20 protein-coding genes, 3 tRNA genes, 1 rRNA gene and 1 other annotated feature (1 of these 25 only partly in view) are annotated in these 20,181 nt (G+C 41.4%); of the genes, 16 read left to right on the plus strand and 8 right to left on the minus strand.

Features of this window, described 5'->3' with window-relative positions:
- The 3 genes from rrf to FFM66_RS09600 form a co-directional block, all read left to right on the plus strand.
- Nucleotides 1-77: ribosomal RNA gene (gene rrf / locus FFM66_RS11565) — 5S ribosomal RNA — on the plus strand; the annotation flags it as partial.
- 8 nt (nucleotides 78-85) lie between these two features.
- Nucleotides 86-159: transfer RNA gene (locus tag FFM66_RS09595), tRNA-Asn, on the plus strand.
- Between the two features lie 128 nt (nucleotides 160-287).
- Nucleotides 288-638 carry an iron-sulfur cluster biosynthesis family protein gene (locus FFM66_RS09600; RefSeq protein ID WP_048604665.1) on the plus strand — a complete coding sequence of 117 codons (351 nt, stop codon included), beginning with the start codon at nucleotides 288-290 and terminating at the stop codon, nucleotides 636-638.
- Between the two features lie 52 nt (nucleotides 639-690).
- Here FFM66_RS09600 and FFM66_RS09605 read toward each other — a convergent pair whose 3' ends face one another.
- Together FFM66_RS09605 and FFM66_RS09610 are read right to left on the minus strand one after the other, a co-directional pair.
- Nucleotides 691-1,308, minus strand: coding sequence for a flavin reductase family protein (locus FFM66_RS09605; RefSeq protein ID WP_137605770.1), 618 nt, complete (start codon nucleotides 1,306-1,308; stop codon nucleotides 691-693).
- Between the two features lie 86 nt (nucleotides 1,309-1,394).
- On the minus strand, nucleotides 1,395-2,369 hold the full coding sequence (locus tag FFM66_RS09610; protein ID WP_137605771.1) for a ring-cleaving dioxygenase: 975 nt from the start codon (nucleotides 2,367-2,369) through the stop codon (nucleotides 1,395-1,397).
- A 153-nt stretch (nucleotides 2,370-2,522) separates the two neighbouring features.
- Here FFM66_RS09610 and FFM66_RS09615 point away from each other — a divergent pair, with 153 nt between their 5' ends.
- Nucleotides 2,523-3,164, plus strand: coding sequence for an HAD hydrolase-like protein (locus FFM66_RS09615; protein ID WP_048604668.1), 642 nt, complete (start codon nucleotides 2,523-2,525; stop codon nucleotides 3,162-3,164).
- Here the strand turns inward: FFM66_RS09615 and FFM66_RS09620 are convergent.
- Nucleotides 3,146-3,595 (minus strand): GNAT family N-acetyltransferase, encoded by a 450-nt coding sequence (locus tag FFM66_RS09620; RefSeq protein ID WP_307723033.1) that lies wholly within the window; start codon nucleotides 3,593-3,595, stop codon nucleotides 3,146-3,148. The genes FFM66_RS09615 and FFM66_RS09620 overlap by 19 nt on opposite strands.
- A 62-nt stretch (nucleotides 3,596-3,657) precedes the next feature.
- Nucleotides 3,658-3,730: transfer RNA gene (locus FFM66_RS09625), tRNA-Thr, on the minus strand.
- A gap of 161 nt (nucleotides 3,731-3,891) precedes the next feature.
- On the opposite strand from FFM66_RS09625, the gene FFM66_RS09630 reads away from it, so the two are divergent.
- Nucleotides 3,892-3,965 (plus strand) — tRNA-Asn (locus tag FFM66_RS09630).
- 106 nt (nucleotides 3,966-4,071) lie between these two features.
- Here FFM66_RS09630 and FFM66_RS09635 read toward each other — a convergent pair.
- Nucleotides 4,072-5,430 carry a PH domain-containing protein gene (locus tag FFM66_RS09635; protein WP_137605772.1) on the minus strand — a complete coding sequence of 453 codons (1,359 nt, stop codon included), beginning with the start codon at nucleotides 5,428-5,430 and terminating at the stop codon, nucleotides 4,072-4,074.
- A gap of 1 nt (nucleotide 5,431) precedes the next feature.
- Nucleotides 5,432-5,815, minus strand: coding sequence for a GntR family transcriptional regulator (locus tag FFM66_RS09640; protein ID WP_048604671.1), 384 nt, complete (start codon nucleotides 5,813-5,815; stop codon nucleotides 5,432-5,434).
- A 170-nt stretch (nucleotides 5,816-5,985) separates the two neighbouring features.
- Here FFM66_RS09640 and FFM66_RS09645 point away from each other — a divergent pair, with 170 nt between their 5' ends.
- The 3 genes from FFM66_RS09645 to FFM66_RS09655 all read left to right on the plus strand — a co-directional run bounded on the left by FFM66_RS09645 (nucleotide 5,986) and on the right by FFM66_RS09655 (nucleotide 9,298).
- Nucleotides 5,986-7,002: an acyltransferase family protein gene (locus tag FFM66_RS09645; protein ID WP_137605773.1), complete on the plus strand. Its 1,017-nt coding sequence runs from the start codon at nucleotides 5,986-5,988 to the stop codon at nucleotides 7,000-7,002.
- A 108-nt stretch (nucleotides 7,003-7,110) separates the two neighbouring features.
- Complete coding sequence (locus FFM66_RS09650) at nucleotides 7,111-8,439, plus strand: C1 family peptidase (RefSeq protein WP_137605774.1); 1,329 nt, start codon at nucleotides 7,111-7,113, stop codon at nucleotides 8,437-8,439.
- A 121-nt stretch (nucleotides 8,440-8,560) separates the two neighbouring features.
- Nucleotides 8,561-9,298 carry an acyl-ACP thioesterase domain-containing protein gene (locus tag FFM66_RS09655; protein WP_137605794.1) on the plus strand — a complete coding sequence of 246 codons (738 nt, stop codon included), beginning with the start codon at nucleotides 8,561-8,563 and terminating at the stop codon, nucleotides 9,296-9,298.
- Nucleotides 9,299-9,357: 59 nt separating this feature from the next.
- Here FFM66_RS09655 and FFM66_RS09660 read toward each other — a convergent pair whose 3' ends face one another.
- Nucleotides 9,358-10,326, minus strand: coding sequence for an asparaginase (locus tag FFM66_RS09660; RefSeq protein ID WP_048604673.1), 969 nt, complete (start codon nucleotides 10,324-10,326; stop codon nucleotides 9,358-9,360).
- 90 nt (nucleotides 10,327-10,416) lie between these two features.
- Between FFM66_RS09660 and FFM66_RS09665 the strand changes: the two genes are divergently transcribed.
- Genes FFM66_RS09665 through FFM66_RS09675 form a run of 3 tightly spaced genes read left to right on the plus strand, consistent with a single transcriptional unit; the run spans nucleotide 10,417 to nucleotide 12,619 of the window.
- Nucleotides 10,417-11,247: a DUF72 domain-containing protein gene (locus FFM66_RS09665; RefSeq protein ID WP_137605775.1), complete on the plus strand. Its 831-nt coding sequence runs from the start codon at nucleotides 10,417-10,419 to the stop codon at nucleotides 11,245-11,247.
- An 8-nt stretch (nucleotides 11,248-11,255) separates the two neighbouring features.
- Nucleotides 11,256-12,095 (plus strand): Cof-type HAD-IIB family hydrolase, encoded by an 840-nt coding sequence (locus FFM66_RS09670; protein WP_137605776.1) that lies wholly within the window; start codon nucleotides 11,256-11,258, stop codon nucleotides 12,093-12,095.
- An 11-nt stretch (nucleotides 12,096-12,106) separates the two neighbouring features.
- On the plus strand, nucleotides 12,107-12,619 hold the full coding sequence (locus tag FFM66_RS09675) for a pyrophosphohydrolase domain-containing protein (RefSeq protein WP_137605777.1): 513 nt from the start codon (nucleotides 12,107-12,109) through the stop codon (nucleotides 12,617-12,619).
- A gap of 22 nt (nucleotides 12,620-12,641) precedes the next feature.
- Here the strand turns inward: FFM66_RS09675 and FFM66_RS09680 are convergent, their stop codons facing one another.
- Complete coding sequence (locus tag FFM66_RS09680; protein ID WP_137605778.1) at nucleotides 12,642-13,991, minus strand: aspartate kinase; 1,350 nt, start codon at nucleotides 13,989-13,991, stop codon at nucleotides 12,642-12,644.
- Between the two features lie 334 nt (nucleotides 13,992-14,325).
- Between FFM66_RS09680 and ezrA the strand changes: the two genes are divergently transcribed.
- From ezrA to tpx, 5 genes are all read left to right on the plus strand, one after another.
- Nucleotides 14,326-16,047 (plus strand): septation ring formation regulator EzrA, encoded by a 1,722-nt coding sequence (ezrA, locus tag FFM66_RS09685; RefSeq protein WP_048604677.1) that lies wholly within the window; start codon nucleotides 14,326-14,328, stop codon nucleotides 16,045-16,047.
- A gap of 143 nt (nucleotides 16,048-16,190) precedes the next feature.
- The gene (locus tag FFM66_RS09690; RefSeq protein ID WP_137605779.1) at nucleotides 16,191-17,333 is read left to right on the plus strand and encodes a cysteine desulfurase family protein; all 1,143 of its coding nucleotides are present in this window, start codon (nucleotides 16,191-16,193) and stop codon (nucleotides 17,331-17,333) included.
- Nucleotides 17,334-17,436: 103 nt separating this feature from the next.
- Complete coding sequence (gene thiI / locus FFM66_RS09695) at nucleotides 17,437-18,636, plus strand: tRNA uracil 4-sulfurtransferase ThiI (protein WP_048604679.1); 1,200 nt, start codon at nucleotides 17,437-17,439, stop codon at nucleotides 18,634-18,636.
- Between the two features lie 150 nt (nucleotides 18,637-18,786).
- Nucleotides 18,787-19,443 (plus strand): redox-sensing transcriptional repressor Rex, encoded by a 657-nt coding sequence (locus tag FFM66_RS09700; RefSeq protein ID WP_137605780.1) that lies wholly within the window; start codon nucleotides 18,787-18,789, stop codon nucleotides 19,441-19,443.
- A gap of 105 nt (nucleotides 19,444-19,548) precedes the next feature.
- Entirely contained in the window at nucleotides 19,549-20,046 is a 498-nt protein-coding gene (gene tpx, locus FFM66_RS09705; protein WP_281276029.1) for a thiol peroxidase, read from the plus strand.
- 31 nt (nucleotides 20,047-20,077) lie between these two features.
- Nucleotides 20,078-20,181, plus strand: a binding site (T-box leader) (it continues 109 nt past the right edge of the window).

Here is a 20,181-nt window from a genome sequence, read left to right on the forward strand (position 1 = left end):
CCGAACACAGAAGTTAAGCTTCTTAGCGCCGATTGTAGTGAGGGGTTGCCCCTTGTGAGAGTAGGACGTCGCCACGCTGGTTTATTCCGGCATAGCTCAGTTGGTAGTAGCGCATGACTGTTAATCATGATGTCGTAGGTTCGAGTCCTACTGCCGGAGTAATTTCGAGATAGCACAGGCTATCTCTTTTTTTTGTGCTCTGAAGAATCTTCAAACAGATTGTTGGTAGGAAAAAGCTGGTCTGTGTTACGATCAGTCCAACAAGATTGTTGTAGGGAGGTAATTTGATGAATATTCAATTCAGCAAAGAGGCAAAAGAAAAGTTGGCGCCATTTCTTTCAGAAAAAGCAGTCATTGTATTGGATCTGGATGACGGCGTTGGAAAGTATTCTAAGATGGGTGTTTGCTCATTAGATACCAGTTTTCGCTTATTGGTCTTATCAGAAGAACAAGATTTGAGTGATTACGAGGCAGCAATAGCTAGTGAAATCGGGAAGATCTACATCAAGGAATATTCAAAGCTATACATGGCAGAAGAAATGATTTTTACTGTGGATCAGCGATTACAAGTCTTGAAATTGGGAAGCCCTGGTGGTGTCCTGGATAACTTTGTACCAATCGTTGATTTGCGGAAATAAGTGGAAAATAAAAAGAAAGAACAGAGAGGCAAGTTTCGCTCCCCTGTTCTTTTTATTGTGGACGAGAAATTTCTTCTGTTTTTCCAAGATGGCCGTAGAAATTGCCGGCGAGTCGAGAAATTGGCTGTAATTTTTCTGTTAAAATATATTCTTTTTCCTCATCGAAAATTGTTTCATTGAAGTAGTAGTCTGTCACTTCTAGAATAAAAAGGTCACTGATGGTGGTTTCATCAATAATAATAGGAACGTATTGATGCAGTTTTACTTCCATTCGAATCAATGGTTCTTCAAATCCGGGAACAGCTACCTGTTGGCTATCCACGAGTGTTTGGTCAATCAGAGCCAGTTCGCTTTCTGCCGGAGCAAGCGTTGCGGCGGTTTGATTCATATCTTGAAGAACGGAAGGGGTAACTAAATGAATGACCCCTTCACCATTTTCCAAAAGATTATTGGCAGTATCTTTGGTTTTCCCCTCTTTACGATTGATGGAGAGGGAGACAAGGGGGTGTTTGCTGGCAACAACTGTAAAGTAGCTGAAGGGTGCAGCATTGATTACATCCGTCTGGTTGTTTTTTGTAGTAATCCAGGCGATTGGGCGTGGGGCTACTGTTCCGGTCAAGAATTTATAATTTTGTTTTTGGGTAAGTTGGTTTGCTTGGTAATGTAGCATGAAATCCTCCGTTTTAGTAAGAGAAAAACTGGGAATCACAAATGGATGCCCAGTTTTTTTATTTTTGTAGGTGCTTAGAAAAATGATTATTGACGTTTTTTATTTGCATCTGAAGTGTCGAATGGGCGAACGTAATCCTCGATTTCTTTGCGTTTTGGTTCTAAGAATGGTGGCAAGGATAAAATTTCTCCGGCAGCTTCATAGGTTTCGTCTTCTAGGAAACCGGGACCATCTGTTGCTAATTCAAATAAAACTTGCGGTGCTGCCATAAAGTATTCAGAAGCAAAGTAGAAACGCTCTGTGTAGCCGGAATTAGGGAATTCAAGCTGGTTGATGCGATCAATCCACCATTCAAGGGCTTCTTTATCAGCTACCCGTAAAGCCAAGTGGTGGACATTTCCAAAGCCTTCACCGGCAAGCGGCAAATCTGTCCGATGTTCAACGATGATGCTTGCGCCGTTTCCGCCTTCACCGATTTCAAAAAGATGGAAGCTGCCTTCTGCGTCAACTAATTTGAAGCCTAGTACATTGACCAAAACAAGTTGCATGTGTTCAAAGTTTTGAACGGTAACAAAAGCTGGGCCTAAGCCAATGATTGCTGATTCGGCAGGAACATTGGAATTTTTCCAAGGAGTACCGGCAGCAACACCTTGATTTTTTTCGTCAGAAATCAATTGGTAGCGTTGGTTGTCAAAATCTTCAAATTCCAGATATTTTTTGCCGAAACGTTCTTGAATTTCACCGTGATCGACATTATTTTGATTAAAACGATCCACCCAATAATCTAGTGCAGCATCGTTTTTTACGCGGAAAGAGGTACGGGAAATCGAATTTGTTCCCTTTGTCCCTTTAGGAATGCCAGGAAAGTCGAAAAAGGTCATATCGGTACCGGCTGAACCTAAATCATCGGTAAAGTATAAATGGTAAGTTTCAATATCGTCTTGGTTGACGGTTTTTTTGATTAAACGTAAGCCTAAAAGATCCGTGAAGAAACGATAGATTTTTTCTGCACTTGATGTCATTGCGGTAACGTGGTGTAATCCTCTAATTTGTGTATCCATAAATTTGGCCTCCAATAAATTTCACTTTTATATTTCTTACTAAAAGTAAGTATATCGGATTTCATTTTTTTCCGCAATTATTTTGTTTTGTAGATTTTAGTGTATAGTAGGAATTGAAAATAAATTTGGAAGAAATAAAAAGGAGAGAAATGCGTGAAAGAATGTTTATTTTTTGATTTGGATGGCACCTTGATTGATTCGAGTCAGGGAATTTTTTCCTCCATTCGCTATTCATTGGCTAAAATCAACGGACCAACTTTAGAGGAGGAACAACTGCGGTCATTTATCGGACCGCCCTTAGCGGATTCTTTTAAAAAGATTGGATTGTCGGATAAACAATTGGAACTAGCAGTCAGGTATTATCGGGAAAACTATGCAAAAGAGGGTATCAAGCAAATCGTGGTTTACGAGGGGATTCCAGAAGCTTTGGCTAAGTTGTCGGAAACAAAAACACTGTATCTTGCTACCTCCAAACCGGAGCACTTTGCGGAAGAAATTTTAGCAGTGCTGGGATTTGAAAAGTATTTTACAGGCATTTATGGTGCAGATATGGAAGGGAAACGAGCGGCTAAGGCAGATGTGTTAGCGTATGCGCTGGAGACGGTGGCAATCGACAAAGAAGCCGCCGTGATGATTGGTGACCGTAAACATGATATTCTGGGAGGAAAGGCAAACGGATTGGCGACCGCTGGCGTTTTATATGGTTTTGGCAGTCAAGAGGAATTAGCGGCAGCAGGAGCAGAAAAATTATTTGCTACGCCACAAGCATTGGCAGATTATTTTTCTTTGGTGTAAATTAAATTCCAATAATTCTCTGGGGCGATGGTCTCCCATTCTTTTTCCCAACCATTTTTCAAATAGAAAGCTAAAGCCAATTGATTTTTGGAAACACATTTTAATCGAGCCGGTCGCTCAAGCCGAGCAAGTCCGGCTGTCAATAATTGTTTGCCAATATGCTGACCGGTTGCTTCAGGTGCGACAAAAAGATTGTGGATAAAATTTTCTGGAAGGTAGAGGGAAATAAAGCCGCAGATTTTTTCCTGGTCTTGGGCGACAAGTACTAGTTCTTCTTGTGTGCTTTGGTCGAAATCCGTTAATTGGTACTTGGCGGAGTCTTCCCAAAAAAAGGCCGCTTTTCGACTGTCGTAAAAAATTTTTTGTAGCAGTGGCTTATCTGTTGGGATACTAGGACGAATAAATATAAGAAATCCTTCTTTCGTTTGAATTTTATGTACGAAAAAACGCTGAAACCGTGGTCAGGTTCAGCGTTTTTTCAAAGAAATTTTTAAGCCACTTGTCGGGCTTGAACCGACGACCTCATCCTTACCATGGATGCGCTCTACCAGCTGAGCTAAAGCGGCCTGTTATTTAACACAAGATATAGAATACTTGATACCGGTCCGTTTGTCAATGGAAAATTGGTGAGAAGGATCAATTTTTTGAAGGAAACAAAAAAATCACCAAACGAAATGGAAAACGATTGCCAAAAAATTAAAGAGTTGGTATTATATGGGTACATTCTTCCGGCATAGCTCAGTTGGTAGTAGCGCATGACTGTTAATCATGATGTCGTAGGTTCGAGTCCTACTGCCGGAGTTAAATAATAAATAGGAGACGCCATTTTTTGGCGTCTCCTATTTATTGTCGCTGTAGCAAGTTTCTGCTCACCAGAAGGCTCTTTCTTTTTTTGAGAGGAGGGCTTTTATCGTAGTTTTTCGTAAGCTTCTTTGGTCAATTCGGGGTTCTTGTTGGTGTAATAATAATCGGTTTTTTTTGTTTTGATTAGTAGAATGGGCTTAGATTGCATGGAGAGATAGAAATTCGCCGATTTGCCATCCACTTGAAAATGTCCCACGGAATAATTTTCTGTGCCATAGCCATTGGTACGAACGACCGCTCCGTTTATATGGTCAATCAATGTGACGGATTCAATTTTCTCTACTGGAATAGTAGAAGAAATGGCTAAAGGAGCAGTTAATTCCACCTGGTTTTCTTCTAGTGAAAACTTAAAAGGATCGGCAGTAAAGTCGTAGAGATAAGACGTGGATAAGATTGCTACCATCACACCCACTAGCAAAAGTCCAACCGCTCCCATAATCAGTTTACCAACAGGACGGCCAAGATTGACAGACATATTCATTCCAATCCGGTCCGGCAAAAACAAACGAGTGTCATTAGGATTGATGTAGACGCCATACCGCCAGTACTGATCTTCCCCCATATAGCGGTAATCTGGAATCTGACTTAGCAGTTGATCTTGTTTTTGACGTAATCGCAGTAAAAAGCCGATACTGGCAAAAGCACTTGCAATCAAGATAAAAAGCCCAGCACCGACCCACAGTTTTCCTGCCCACCCAGAAATATCCAGACGGAATAAAGGCAAATAGAGGATCGGAAGAATCATGTAAGCACCGGTCACTGTCAAAAGAGACCAGTAATGTTTTGTCAGATCGTTGTATTGCCGGTTGATTTTTTGGTCATTCGTCATCGGACGAACGGATAAACGAGAAAGAGAGTACCAGAAAATAATAAATAGCAGCCAAATGAGCGCAGTACTGAACAATAAAGGCCATGTGGTGAGAGAATCTTTTTGCAGGGTCAGTACACTGCCAATTATCAACAGGGCAAGGGAGGGCAGGAACCAAAGCCAAGAGACGAGTTTTTTATTTTTTGTTTGAATGAGCTGGGTGTCAATAAGAATCGGTTCAATAGGTAGTTGCCAATTTTTTTCAACGATCAGCCGATGCAGCTTGCGAATGTACAGAATTTCGCAAATATAATACACTGAAAGTAGCAGCAAATTTACCCAAAGCAGGGTCATTACGAAGGCTTCGTATTTTGGCAGTAACATCAAAAAACTGAAAATACTCAGACCAATGGCAATTTGCAGCAGCCGGCGTTTGTACTCCTTCGCAATTGCTACGACTTCCGGTGCATTTAAGTGATGGGGTGCTAAGGTATTTTCCAACAAGACGTGATTATGCGGTGTGCCTGCTAAACGCAGTGAAAGTGCCATTACAACATGAATAATGATAAAAATGCCGACTAAAAATATACGCATGCTAGTCCCTTCCTTCGGTGAATTCTTTTAGATAATATTGAACGTCTGCTAAAATTTGTTTCTCGGAGCGATGATGTAAAACGGCTTGAGCTAAAAGGACCGCCAACTGGTTTTGATAGTCCTGCTGAGTCTCTTCCCGATAGTTTTCTGGGAGCCGAACGGTGGTCCCTTTACGACGATCCGTAATCAGGTAACCGGCTTCTTTTAAAAAGGTGTAGGCTTTGGCGATGGTCATCATGTTGACACCTAATTCGTCGGCTAATTGACGAACGGAGGGGAGCTGTTCATTCACCTGCAAATCACCACGGGCGATTCCCAAAATGATTTGATCGCTGATTTGCCGATAAATCGGTTCCTCGGAGCGGCTATCGATTTCTAACAACATATTCTTCACCTCTTTGTATTATATATATTAATACAACCAATACATAAAAGCAATCGATGACTATTTGTTAAGTAGCTGTAATAGGATGGAAATAATGTTATTTTAAAATAGAGAGTAAGCTTTTTTTAGGAAAATAAGTGAAACATCAAGGCTCGAAAGGAGTTTCCCTCATGAAGAAACAAAATAGAGAACCTTATTTTGATAATGCAAAATTTTTTTTGATGATTCTGGTGGTCTTTACCCATCTGTTGCAGCCATTTATTGAAGACCATCCTTTTTATACAGATCTTTATTATTTCATTTTTACATTTCATATGCCGGCCTTTATTTTGATTGCCGGCTTCTTTACTAAAAACTTTAATCGTCCGGGAAATATCAAAAAACTATTCAAAAAATTGGTATTGCCTTATATTTTGTTCCAGTTGATTTATTCCGCTTATTATTCTCTGATCGGTTTGCAGCGGGAATTTTCGTGGGAGCTGCTGGTTCCCCAATGGTCGCTGTGGTTTCTGCTTAGTTTATTTTTCTGGCAGTTGTCCTTGTATCTTTTTCAATATCTCCGACCAGAAGTTGGTATCACCCTCAGCTTTATTTTGAGTTTGTTAAGTGGGTATCTGCCTTTCATGTCTAGAGATTTGACGTTGCAGCGAACTTTTGCGTTTTTGCCTTTCTTTGTGATTGGACATTATGTGACAAAAGAACAGGTGGATAACATTAGACGGGGAAGTCATCGTCTTTTAGGAATCGCCGGATTGTTTTTCATTTTTCTTTTTATCCGCAACATTGAATATTTGAATAAATACATGGTTTTTGGTTCGAAACCTTACGAAGAATTTTTGGCTTCGCCTTTGTTGGGAAGTGCGGTACGGATGCTGATGCTGGCGTTGGGATTGATCGGAACCTATGGGGTGCTGGCGCTGGTTCCCCGCAAACAGCTCATTTTGACAAGGTGGGGCGCCAATACGTTGCTGGTGTATCTTTTGCAGGGCTTTTTCATCAAAGGATTGCGCGCGGTGGCCATCGAAGAAACCAAGTTGACAATGCTGGGATTATGCGGACTTTTTCTTGGAAGTGTTCTTTTGACGATTGTTTTGTCCTCAGGGAAAATGGCGGAGGCGTATCAACGGCTTCAAACAAAACTGGATGCGTTGGTGGATTGGCTGACTATGACAGCACCCGATAGCTGATCTTCTTTCATGAATAGAAAATAATTTTCTGAATATTTCCGCAAATCTTGTTTTCCATGGCTTTGAGGAGTAAAATGAGGAAGATTAGTACGTGAAAGGATGAAAAAAATGTCTGAAATTTCAAAAGAAATGACTACAAACTTTGCTGCAGATTTTGCAGCAAATAAGAAACACTTGGCACTACAACGCACAGTGGTAAAAAATGGAATCAAGGCTTCTGCGGAAAATGTCAGCGCACAGGTCAATAATGTTCCGGTTTTTTCTGTGGATGTAGCGACTGGGAAAGTTGCCAACCAAAAACAATCCGGTCGTTGCTGGATGTTTGCTGCGTTAAACACCTTCCGTCATAAAATGTTGAACACTTTCCAATTGAAGGATTTTGAACTTTCTCAAAATTATACCTTCTTCTGGGATAAATACGAAAAAGCCAATTACTTTTATGAAAATATTTTAGCAACTGCAAAGGAAGACGTAACAAGCCGGAAGGTTGCCTTCTTACTGCAAACCCCTCAACAAGACGGTGGACAATGGGACATGATGGTCTCGATTTTTGAAAAATACGGGGTCGTTCCTAAAACAGCAATGCCAGAAAGTAGCAATTCGTCAAATTCACGGGATTTGAACACCTTTTTAAATAAAAAATTGCGGAAAGATGCTGTCGCATTGCGCCAACTTGTAGCAGATGGAAAAACAGCGGGAGAAATCCAAGCAGAAAAAGGGAAAATGCTTCAAGATGTGTATGATTTTCTAGCCATTTCTTTAGGCACACCTCCAGAAAGCTTTGATTTTGAATACCGTGATGAAGAAAAAAATTACCATCTGGATCAAGCACTGACACCACAAACCTTTTACAAAAAATATGTGGATGTGGATTTAGACAACTATGTCAGCATCATCAATGCACCGACTGCAGACAAACCATTTAACCGTTCTTACACGGTCGAAATGTTAGGAAATGTTGTGGGTGGGAAAGATGTTCGTTATTTGAATGTGGATATGACAACCTTCAAAAAATTAGCAATTGTGCAGTTGGAACAAGGGGAATCTGTCTGGTTTGGCTGTGATGTCGGTCAATCTTCGACGCGGGATTCAGGAATCATGTCCCTAGATGCTTATTCCATGAATGAGTTGTTTGATGTCGACTTTACCATGACCAAAGCGCAACGCCTAGATTTTGGCGAAAGTTTGATGACCCATGCGATGGTATTGACGGGTGTTGATTTGGTAGAAGGCCAATCAACCAAATGGAAAGTTGAAAACAGCTGGGGAGAAAAAGTTGGTGACAACGGCTTCTTCGTCATGAGCGATGCGTGGATGGATGAATTTACCTACCAAATCGTTGTTCGCAAAGACTTTCTGACTCCAGAACAACAAGCCGCTTTTGACGCAGATCCACAAGTTTTAGCACCTTGGGATCCTATGGGCGCATTAGCATAACAAAAGAAGTGCAAAAAGAAGAATCGGGAAACTGATTCTTCTTTTTTTGCAGGGACGATTCCTGCAGTTTCTGCTATACTTAAAGGTATTAGAGCAAAATCTATTGAATTTTAGGAGGCAAATTTTGGCAAAATACACGAACCAACATGAAGTCGCTTATTATGAATGTGACGTGAACCAAACCATGACCTTTCCGGCAATGATCGGTGTGGCAATCAAGACTTCTGAAGAGCAAAGTGCATTTTTGGAGCGGGATTCGGCGTTCGTCCGTTCTTTCGGGCTGACTTGGGTCATCACGAATTACCTGATGACGATTACTCGATTGCCTCGCGTAGGGGAAACGATTCTTGTCACGACAGAAGCCACTGCCTACAACAAGTACTTTTGTTACCGAAATTTTTGGCTGCAGGATCAAGAAGGCAATGAACTGGTGAAAATGGAATCAGTTTTCGTTTTGATGGATATTGAAAATCGCAAAATGAGCAGTGTTCCTGAAGAAATCATTGCGCCTTATGAAAGTGAAAAAATTAAACGAATCAAACGGTATCCGAAAATTCCGGCAATTGAAACGGGAAAAAGTTTGACCTATCGGGTTCGTTTTTATGATATCGACAGCAATCAGCACGTCAACAATGCGATGTATTTTAATTGGATGATCGATGTATTAGGCTATGAATTTCTCAGCGCTCATGTGCCACAAGAAGTCAATGTCCGTTTTGATAAAGAAGTTGAGTATGGCAATGAGATTGAAAGTCATTTTGAAGTTATTTCATTAGCGGATGGACAAGTAGAAACCCGACACAATATTCGAATGGGAGAACAAACCTATTGTGAAGCTGTCATCACATGGAAAAAATAAAATAAAGCACGCTTTCCTTGCCAAGGGAGCGTGCTTTGTTTTATGAAAAAGGCGGATGATTAATCAGCCATGAAAGTAATGAGGGCCTCTGATGTCAATTGACGATTTTTGGCAATCAATAATTTGAGCCGGGCTTTTTGTGAATTGATCCCACTGCAAAAAATAATTCCTCGTTCTTGAAGGTCTTTCCCTCCGCCTTCATAATCGTAAACAGGTTCTGCAATGCCATTGAAACAGCGGGAAACTAATACAATGGGAATGTTTTGTTCCAATAATTTTTGCAGGGGCGGCAAGGTTTGCGGCGGCAGATTGCCAGCACCCAAGGCCTCGATGACCAACCCATCAATTTGATTTTGAGCCAGCGCCTCAAATAATTCCCCGTCCATTCCGGCATAAGCTTTGACGATGGGAATAATGCCCTCCACGGTATCAACATCCCAATGAACCGTGGGTAATAATTCCTGTAAAAAAATAATTCGATTTTTGGTCACCAAACCGATAGGTCCCAACGTTGGCGTACGAAAGGTTGCCACATTTGTCGTATGAGTTTTTGTCACGTAGCGGGCAGAGTGGATTTCATCATTCATCACGACTAGAACCCCTTTGCCGATTGCTTCCGGTGCAAGAGCCACCCGAACAGCACTTTCAAAATTGTACAACCCATCACTGCCTAACTCATTGCTGGAGCGCATGGCACCGGTCACGACAATCGGCAGCAGATTGCCGATTGTAGTATCCAAGAAAAAAGCCGTTTCTTCTAAAGTATCTGTTCCATGAGTGATCACCACAGCATCGATTCCGGCAAGTTTAGCAAGCTGGATTCGTTCCTTTAGTTGCAGCATATGACTAGGCTGAATGTGAGGACTAGGAAGATTAAAAATATCCTCCACGATAACTTCTGCTGTGTCAGGCAGGTCAATTTTGGCATCCATCAACGGGTTGACAACATCAGGGCTGACTTTTCCAGTTAAGGTATTTTCTTTCATGGCAATGGTGCCGCCGGTATGTAAAATGAGTATGCGGGTCATGTGACGTTCCTCCAATCAAATCTTTACTGTTTTCCTAAAATTATTGTATACTATCTTAATAAGAAAAAAAATAGGTGTGATGAATGAACGATGATCAGAGTTGGTTTGACCCGATTTGATGAACACGAATTTTTGACCGGAAAAAAGAAAAGTACATTGTTTGAGTACGCCAGCCATTTACCAGTGGTAGAATTAGATACCAGTTATTATTTTGTTCCTAAAAAATCAGTAGTGGAGAATTGGTTGACTCAAATTCCCGAAAACTTTCAATTTATTATGAAACTTCCCAGCAGCTTGACTTGCCAAGACGAATTGCCGGAAGGAAAAACGATGCAAGATATGGCAGAGGAATTTTTGACAAATCTAGCACCGATGATTGACAGTGACCGTCTTTTTTGTGCTCTTGCCCAATTTCCGGCAACGTTTAAATGTACCAAAGAAAGTGTAGCGCATCTGCGAATGCTACGGCAACTCTTTCCAAATCTGTCCCTTGCTATTGAGTTTCGGGATTACTCTTGGTATGAGCCCCGCTATCTTGAAAAAACACGACAATTTATGTCAAGCCAGCAGTTTTCACTGGCGGTGATCGATGAACCAAAAAAATTGTCTACTACGGTTCCGTTGGATGCCTTTGTCACCAATTCTGCATTTACACTCTGCCGTTTTCATGGAAGAAATGATGTTGGCTGGCAGGCGAAAGGTCCGGATGCTCAGAGCAAACGAACGTTGTATCATTACTCACAGACTGAATTGGCAGAATTGCAGGCAACGATTGAAAAAGTGGCGGAGGATTCCCAAAATGTGGTAGTGATTTTTAACAACAATGCAGGCGGCGATGCGGCAGAAAATGCGATGGAATTAAATAAACGGATGAATTTGACCTATCAAGGATTGAATCCAGGTCAATTGGATTTATTTTGAGGAGAACAATGATAAAAGCTATTTTTTTTGATATTGACGGTACCTTGCTTTCCAGCCGGGGAGAAGTTTTGGAAAGTACTAAAAAAGCCATTCAACAAGCGCGGGCAAAGGGAATTTTTGTCGGAGTCGCTACGGGTCGGGGTCCGGTAAAAATCACAGAGTTGCTCAATGACTTGCCATTAGATATGTACGTGACTTATAACGGACAATTGGTTTATACAAAAGAGGAAACGATTCATGCACAAGCCTTTCAACAAGAGACTTTGCGGCAAATCGTTCACTATGCAGATATTCACAGCCGCCAAATTATGTTTGGAGCACGGGATCAAATCGATGGCAGTCGGACGATGATGTTGAGTCAATCGATGGCAGGGAAAAAAATGATCCGCTTTTTGCCGCGGCATTTTCCGGTAGCCATTTTAAAACAGACATTGCAAAAATTGAGCTTCTACAAAAGCAAAAACCATTATAAAAAAATGGCGATTTTGAAACAACCGATTTATCAATGTATGATGCTAAGCGTGCAGGGAGAAACGGAAAAATTGATCCAGCAATTTCCAATGTGTGACTTCCAGCGTTCTAATCCCTATTCGGTGGATATTGTACCAAAGGGCGGCTCTAAAATCCGTGGTATCCATGCCTTTTTGGAGCATCACGGTATTGCTGTTTCTGAGTCCATGGCCTTTGGCGACCACATGAATGATATTGAAATGCTGCAAGGCGTGGGCGTGGGAATTGCGATGGGAAATGCCCAGCCCATCGTTAAAGAAACAGCGGTGTACGTAACAGATACGAACAACCAAGATGGCATTGCGAAAGCGTTGCGTCACTACCAAGTAATCGAATAGGAGACGATCCATTGAAACCCTTTGAAATGACAGAAGAATTCCACCATATTTTTGATCCTAGAAAGCCGCAACACCCAACTGCTTTTTCAGCTGAAGAAGCAGGACATCGAGCAGCCTTTAAAATCGAAGAGCTTGTGGAATTTTTGTATGCCGCCAGTAGAAATGATTCGCAGGTATTTAATGATGGTGTTGCAGCACTCCATCAGGCGATTGATCGTGGACAGGCAAAAATTGTTGCCAAAGGAAAGCCTAGTGAAGACTCGTTAGTGGAGCAAGTCGATGCGTTAACGGATTTGCTGTATCTGACTTATGGCTCCTTTTCCTTGTTGGGCGTGGACCCGGAACCGATCATGGCGATTGTTCATGAAGCCAACATGGCAAAACTTTTTCCTGACGGGAAACCCCACTATGATCCAGAAACAAATAAAGTGCTGAAACCTGCGGACTGGGGAGAAAAGCATGCCCCCGAAGCACGGATTAGAAAAGCCATCGAACAACAAAAAAAATGGTCAGAAAACGAGTAAATCGTTTTTTCTGACCATTTTTTTAATCGAAAAAGGTATAATACAACGTTCGAATAGCTAGTTTTTCCTGATCTTTATGAATACCAAACATGATGCTAACTTCAGAAGAACCTTGGTTGATCATTTCTAAGTTGATTTTTTTGCGGGCGAGAGCAGCGGTGCTTTCGGCAGTGATCCCCACCCGTTGCCGCATTCCTTCACCAACGACCATAATCATAGATAAATCATGGGTGATTCGCAGTTCATCAGGATCAATTTCATAGGCAATGGTACGCAGCAATTCTTCTTCAATTGCTGGTGTTAATTGATTCGCCCGTAAAACGATGGAAATATCATCAATTCCAGAAGGCATATGCTCGTAACCCAAACCAAAATCTTCAAAGATCGTCAAAATACGGCGGGTAAAACCGATTTCTCTATTCATCAAGTATTTGTTGATATAAATCATCGTAAATCCTTCATCGCTGGCGATTCCTACCACCGGTTTTTCATGGCGATCTCGTTGGTTGGTGATTTTTGTTCCGGGAGCCGTCGGATTATTGGTATTTTTGATAACTACCGGAATTTTAGCCCGGTAAGATGGCATGAGCGCTTCATCATGAAAAACCGTGAAGCCGGCATAAGCCAATTCCCGCATTTCCCGATAGGTCAATTCTTTAATCAGTTCAGGATGGTAGACAAATCCTGGATGGGCAGAGTAGATACCATCGACATCAGTAAAGTTTTCGTAGAGGTCTGCTTTGACCCCGGAAGCGACGATTGAGCCTGTGATATCAGAGCCGCCACGGGAAAAAGTACACACTTTGCCTGCTTCGGTATAGCCAAAAAATCCTGGAATGACTAATACTTCTTCAGAGGTTGCCCACTGATTGATTTTTTCGTAAGCCTTCAGCAGGATACGGGCGTTCCCCGGTTCATCAGTAACTAAAATGCCTAAAGCCTGCGGATTGACATAGCGTGCCGCAATGCCTTGCGCTTGTAAAATTCCGGCAATCAGCTTAGCGTTGTTGTCTTCACCACTTGCTAAAATCGTATCATAGAGATGGGGATTATCTGTGGTTTCCAGTGTTTTTAACGCCATCAGGTCCTGCCAGATTTTTTTCAACGTTTCTTCGGACAGATCAAATGCCTGACCGATTTCTTTGTAGCGATCAAAAATCAGTTGCAATAGTACATCCAGATTTTTTCCCGCTATTTTTTCATTATATAATTGAATCAGCAGATCCGTCACTTTCGTATCGTTGCCTGATCGTTTTCCCGGCGCAGAAACCACGATGAATTTGCGTTCGGGATCGTCTTTGATGATTGCTACTACTTTTTTTACCTGTTCACTAGAAGCCAGTGAACTGCCTCCAAATTTTGCTACTTTCATCTTATCGCCTCGATTTTATATTTCATATAGATTACAAAAAAATGAGAAAAAAAGCAAGTTTTCAGAGAATAAATGAAAAATAAATTGAAAAATGACGGAAAGTAAGGAGAAAGAGACCTTGGTAATCAGGTCGTTTTATGAAAATCCCCCAATGAAAAAAGTCAAAAGTTTTTTTCCGTTACGTAGTGATTGCCACATAGGTTTGTGATATAATCTAGCGTAGATGCCTTTTGTTGAAAACAGGCGAAGAAAAGCAGAATTTCAATTAGATAAGCATAGCCAAAGTTATTTTAAGGCTTCAAACATTGTATATTCGAAAGCGGAGGAACTTTAAATGGGAAGTAATGTTATCATCGGAATCGTAATTGCTGTCATAGTTGTGGCGGCAGTGCTCTACTCGATTAGTTTTTTCATGCGCAAGAAAAATGAGGAGCGCCTCAAAGTTTTGGAGAAACGAAAGGAAGAACTGTTTGATCTGCCAGTGATCGAAGAAGTCGATGATGTAAAGAAAATGCATCTGGTTGGACAAAGTCAGAATACCTTTCGAGAATGGAACCAAAAGTGGACGGATATCTCCACCAGTGATTTCGCTGAATTAGAAAGCCAAATTTTTGAAGTTGAGAGTTTAAATGAAACCTTCCGCTTCCTTAAAGCGAAAACGGCAATCGGTGATGCAGAGGCAACGATGGATCACATGGAAAAAGAAGTCGAAGAAATCCGTGCCGGTCTGAAGGAACTACGGGAAAGCGAAGAACGCAACTCCCTTGAAGTCCAAAAAGCGTTGGATATCTACGAAGACCTGAAAAAAGGGTTACGGGAAAATGGTGACGAATACGGTCCAGCCTATTCAGAATTACAAAAACAAATCAAAAACATCGAAATCGAATTTACACAGTTTGTCACACTGAATACCTCCGGTGACCCGGTAGAAGCAAGAGAAGTCCTGGAAAAAGCAGAAAAACATACTTACGAGTTGGATGATGTAATCAAACGTATCCCAACCGCTTACGAAGAACTGAACAAAACTTTCCCAGATCAGTTAAAAGAAATTCAAGATGGCTACAAACGCTTGTTGGCAGATCATTACGTGTTCCCAGAAGAAAATTTCCAAGATGAAATCAATCGCGTGAAAAAACGAGTGGAAAATTCCATGAAGGATTTGGAAAAGACCGAGATTGATGCAGTAGAAGTCGCTAACCGGGATACTTCAAGTGCCATTGATTCTCTTTATACGGTAATGGAACGGGAAATTGATTCGAAAAAATATGTACTTAAAAATCGACAAGTCATTACAGATTATATCCAACATGCAACGAAAAATAATCGTCAGCTATTGATCGAGTTGGATCACACCGCACAAAGCTATACGTTGAATCATAACGAGCTAGGCCGGGTACGTGGTTTCCAATCTGAAATTGATGAGTTGGCAAAACGCAATGGCGAGATCGAGCCGATGATGGCCCATCACGAAATCCCTTTTTCAGAGGTTCAATCTTTCTACAAAGATGCTTACAAGATTTTGGATGACATTGAAAACCAACAGGTAGAGATCGATGATTCTCTTCATGACTTGCGTAAGGGAGAAAAAGCTGCGCAGGAAAAAGTGGAACAATATGAATTCAAATTACGCAACTTAAAACGTTTCGTGGAAAAACAACGCTTGCCTGGCTTGCCGGGAGATTATTTGGAATTCTTCTTTGTAGCGACGGATCGTGTAGAAGAATTAAGCAAAGCCTTGAATAAAATCCGAATCAACATGGAAGAAGTCAACAAACTGGTTGATATTTGTAACGAAGACTTAGAATTGTTGGATGAAAAAACCCACGACCTTGTGGATGCCGCAGCTTTGACGGAACAAATGATGCAATACGCCAATCGTTACCGCCATTCCCATCCAGAAATCAAGGCGTCCATTGACAAGAGTCTTCAACTGTTTACGAAAGACTATCGTTACCAAGAAGCATTGGATGAAATCGGCGCTTCCTTGGAACGGGTAGAACCCGGTGCTTTCAAACGTATCGAAAGTTTCTACTTCAATAACCGTGATTTAGTATAAATGCAGAACTTGAAACATTCCTTTGAGTGTTTCAAGTTTTTTTATGGGATAAAAAGAAAATCGCTTACAAAAAGCTGTACCTTGAAAGGAAGCGACACAGCGTATATAATGGGTAAGAATTTCCAAAAGAGAGGGATTTTTTCATGATTTATTTTGATAATAGTGCAACAACGCCCATTTTTCCACAGGCACTTGATACATATGTAAAAACAAGTCAACGGATCATTGGTAATCCATCGAGCTTACATGATTTAGGCAGTCAGGCAGATCGTCTGCTTCAGCAGGCCCGCAAGCAAATTGCAGAATTGCTTTCTGTTGCACCTGGGGAGATTTGGTTTACTTCCGGTGGGACAGAAGGGGACAACTGGGTAGTAAAAGGAACCGCAATTGAAAAGCAAACCTACGGACGCCACATGATTATTTCTAGTATTGAGCATCCGGCTGTCTCAGAAACTGCGGCACAATTGCAAGAGCTTGGCTTTGATATCAGTATTGCACCGGTAGATGCCGCTGGATTCGTAGATGTTGCCGCATTAGAAAAACTGATTCGTTCAGAAACAATTTTAGTTTCAATTATGGCAGTCAATAATGAGATCGGTTCGATTCAACCAATCAGGGAAATCAGTGAAGTATTGAAGAATCATCCTAAGATTCATTTTCATGTGGATGCCGTACAGGCAATCACCAAAGTTCCCCAAGAAAAATGGCTGACCGATCGAGTGGATTTTGCAACGTTTTCTGCTCACAAATTTCACGGACCGCGAGGAGTCGGTTTTATTTACTGGCGAAAAGGTCGGAAAATCGCTCCGTTGTTGACGGGTGGCGGTCAGGAACAAAATCATCGCAGTGGAACGGAAAATGTGCCGGGCATCGTCGCAATGGCAAAAGCATTGCGCCTTTCTTTAGAAAAAAAAGTAGAACGGCCTCAACATGTGCAGCTTTTGAAAACTTATTTGCGTACGGCTTTGGCAGCATATGATAAAGTAACGATTTTTTCTGAGGAAGAAAATTTTGCTCCCCATATTTTATGTTTCGCCCTTAAAGGTATTCGTGGGGAAGTAATGGTGCATGCGTTCGAAGAAAAACAGATTTACCTTTCTACAACAAGCGCTTGCTCCAGCCGAAAGAAGATGGCAAGCAGTACCTTACATGCCATGCATGTACCCAATGCCCTTGCCACCTCAGCCGTCCGCATCAGCTTAGATGAAAGCAATACGATGGCAGAGGTTGAGCAATTCCTGATTATTTTCAATCAACTCTACCAAAAATTTTCTAAAATCAACTAAGAAGAATAGTCCAAAAAAATAAGGATGATCGTTCCACTTTGACTAAAAAAGCAAGTGGGAGGATATATGTAGTGAAAATTTAATACCTAAGGGAGTCTATTACGTGAAATATACAGAAATTATGGTTCGTTATGGTGAACTATCCACCAAAGGAAAAAATCGCCGCAGTTTTATTATGCAGTTGGCAGAAAATGTTCGCCGGACACTGTCGGATTTTCCAGCAGTAAAAATCCATGCTGAACGAGATCGCATGCACCTGCTTTTAAATGGCGCTGATAGTGATGAAATCATTCCTAAATTGCAAAAAGTTTTCGGTATCCAAAATTTTTCTCCTAGTATCCAAGTCGCTAAAACGGTTCCGGCTTTGAAAGAAGCTGTGCAAGAAGTGATGCAGGAAATCTATACTGGAAAGGAAACGTTTAAAATCACGGCAAAACGTAGCGACCATGATTTTGAGCTAGACAGCAATGAGTTGAATCAAGTTTTAGGGAATGCAGTATTTGATCTTTTTCCTGAGATTCAAGTTCAAATGAAAAAACCAACAATCAATTTACGAGTAGAGATTCGTTTGGATGGTGCCTATCTTTCTTATGAAACGATCAAAGGTGCTGGCGGTTTACCAGTTGGAACCAGCGGTCGTGGCATGCTGATGCTCTCAGGTGGCATCGATTCACCGGTGGCGGGGTACTTGGCGATGAAACGGGGCGTAGAAATCGAAGCCGTCCATTTTGCTAGCCCTCCTTATACCAGTGAGCAGGCGTTGAAAAAAGCCAAGGATTTGACTGAAAAATTGGTTCCATATGTGGGCAGTATTCAATTTATCGAAGTACCTTTCACTGAAGTGCAAGAAGAAATCAAACGCCACGTACCACAAGGGTATTGGATGACGCTGACTCGACGAATGATGCTCCGCTTAACGGATGCGATTCGTGAGATGCGTAAGGGCCTGGTCATCATCAATGGCGAGTCCTTGGGGCAAGTAGCCTCACAAACTCTACAAAGTATGGTAGCAATCAATGAGGTAACTACGACACCAATTATTCGGCCGGTAGTCACGATGGATAAATTGGAAATCATCGAAATTGCGGAACGCATCGATACTTTTGAATTGGCGATCCAACCCTTTGAAGACTGCTGTACGATTTTTGCTCCCCCTCAACCAAAAACACGCCCTCGCTTGGATAAAGTACAGGAATACGAAGAACGCTTGGATATCGAAGGGATGATGCTTCGCGCGTTGGAAAACTTGAAAATTGACCGCATCGAAGGTAGTCAAACTGCAGAATTTGAAGAATTACTTTAATTTATCTGCCTTTTGAAAATAAATAGAATGAATGAGCAATCGTCAAAAATTATTTGGCGATTGTTTTTCATTTTGAGCTAAAAACGCTTGCAGACTAGGGTATCTCATGCTAAACTTATTATGTGAAACAATTAACAAAGGAGTTCCGTTATGGTTGAAGAAACAAAATTAAGAACGATCCCCAAAGCGACAGCAAAACGGCTGCCTTTGTATCTCCGGTATTTAAAAATGTTAAAAAATGCAGAGGTAACCCGTATCAAATCGAAAGAATTCAGTGAGCTCACCCAGATTCCTTCTGCGACGATTCGCCGGGATTTTTCTCATTTAGGAGAGTTGGGCCGCAGCGGATACGGCTATGAAGTCAGCTATTTGATCGAAGTTTTTAATAGTATTTTAGATACAAATGATGAAAAACGGATCGCATTGATCGGTTTTGGTAATTTGGGAAAAGCCTTAGCTAATAATAATTTTCGCCGCAATGAAAATTTAACGATCGTCAGCGTCTTTGATAGTAATCCTGAAATCATTGGGAAAGAAATCGATGGACATGTAGTACAGGATGTTCGTAATTTGGCGGCGGTTGTGAAAGAAAAAGAATTGACAGTTGCAATCTCCACCGTGCCGAGCCACTATTCCCAGTGGGCGATTGATCAGATTGTAGCAGCCGGCATCACGGCTATTTTAAATTTTGCACCTGATCGCGTGGAAGTACCAGCCAATGTTCATGTACAATACATTGATTTGACGACAGAATTACAGACGTTGATTTTTTTCGATCAGAATTATCAAGACGAAGCAACCCGCTAGGCAATTTTTTTGTTGTTTTGATTTTTGTCTACTATACTGTAAAGATACCCAAAGTAATAGGCTGACTATCCAGTGTGAAGTAAGCAATCAATAGGAGGAATTACAGTGTCTTTAGAAGTATCTCGAAAAGGAACGATGTACAAGGTTCCCGGCAAACAGCCGCAAGTTGGAGAACTGGCGCCTTTTTTTCAGTTGCCGGACTTGCAGGAAAAAAGTCATTCATTACCTGATTTTAAAGGAAAACCAACGATTTTGAGTGTCATCCCTGACATTGATACTCGGGTTTGTGCCTTGCAGACAAAACGCTTCAATCAAGAAGCCAGCAAAATTTCGGCAATTCATTTTGTGACGATTTCCAATAATACAAAAGAGCAGCAAGCAGCGTGGTGTGGGCAAGAAGGTGTTGATATGTTGATGTTGCACGACACGGACCATTCATTTGGCGATGCCTATGGATTATGGATTCCTGAATTTGGTCATTTGGCGCGAGCAATTTTTGTATTGGATTCGAAGGGTGTGGTTCAGTACCAAGAAATCAGCCAAGAAATCTCGCAAGAACCAAACTATGAGCAGGCGCTTGCCGCAGCCAATGCCCTAATCTGATTGACTTTCAAAAAACTTCATTGTAGAATAAACCATGATGAAGAACAAGAGGAGTAGCTAAGAACTCGTTCAAGAGAGAAAGTCGCTTGCTGAAAGACTTTTACGTTAGACTTAGTGAAGGTAGCTTGGGAGTCT

Source organism: Enterococcus songbeiensis, from assembly GCF_005405265.1.
Taxonomy (GTDB): Bacteria; Bacillota; Bacilli; order Lactobacillales; family Enterococcaceae; genus Enterococcus_C; species Enterococcus_C songbeiensis.

What these genes read in the sequence shown, in the direction of transcription:
- FFM66_RS09600 (WP_048604665.1), top strand. Translation starts at nt 288, where the DNA reads ATGAATATTCAATTCAGCAAAGAGGCAAAAGAAAAGTTGGCGCCATTT.
- FFM66_RS09605 (WP_137605770.1), bottom strand. Translation starts at nt 1,308, where the DNA reads ATGCTACATTACCAAGCAAACCAACTTACCCAAAAACAAAATTATAAA.
- FFM66_RS09610 (WP_137605771.1), bottom strand. Translation starts at nt 2,369, where the DNA reads ATGGATACACAAATTAGAGGATTACACCACGTTACCGCAATGACATCA.
- FFM66_RS09635 (WP_137605772.1), bottom strand. Translation starts at nt 5,430, where the DNA reads ATGCGTATATTTTTAGTCGGCATTTTTATCATTATTCATGTTGTAATG.
- FFM66_RS09640 (WP_048604671.1), bottom strand. Translation starts at nt 5,815, where the DNA reads ATGTTGTTAGAAATCGATAGCCGCTCCGAGGAACCGATTTATCGGCAA.
- FFM66_RS09645 (WP_137605773.1), top strand. Translation starts at nt 5,986, where the DNA reads ATGAAGAAACAAAATAGAGAACCTTATTTTGATAATGCAAAATTTTTT.
- FFM66_RS09650 (WP_137605774.1), top strand. Translation starts at nt 7,111, where the DNA reads ATGTCTGAAATTTCAAAAGAAATGACTACAAACTTTGCTGCAGATTTT.
- FFM66_RS09660 (WP_048604673.1), bottom strand. Translation starts at nt 10,326, where the DNA reads ATGACCCGCATACTCATTTTACATACCGGCGGCACCATTGCCATGAAA.
- FFM66_RS09665 (WP_137605775.1), top strand. Translation starts at nt 10,417, where the DNA reads ATGATCAGAGTTGGTTTGACCCGATTTGATGAACACGAATTTTTGACC.
- FFM66_RS09670 (WP_137605776.1), top strand. Translation starts at nt 11,256, where the DNA reads ATGATAAAAGCTATTTTTTTTGATATTGACGGTACCTTGCTTTCCAGC.
- FFM66_RS09680 (WP_137605778.1), bottom strand. Translation starts at nt 13,991, where the DNA reads ATGAAAGTAGCAAAATTTGGAGGCAGTTCACTGGCTTCTAGTGAACAG.
- ezrA (WP_048604677.1), top strand. Translation starts at nt 14,326, where the DNA reads ATGGGAAGTAATGTTATCATCGGAATCGTAATTGCTGTCATAGTTGTG.
- FFM66_RS09690 (WP_137605779.1), top strand. Translation starts at nt 16,191, where the DNA reads ATGATTTATTTTGATAATAGTGCAACAACGCCCATTTTTCCACAGGCA.
- FFM66_RS09700 (WP_137605780.1), top strand. Translation starts at nt 18,787, where the DNA reads ATGGTTGAAGAAACAAAATTAAGAACGATCCCCAAAGCGACAGCAAAA.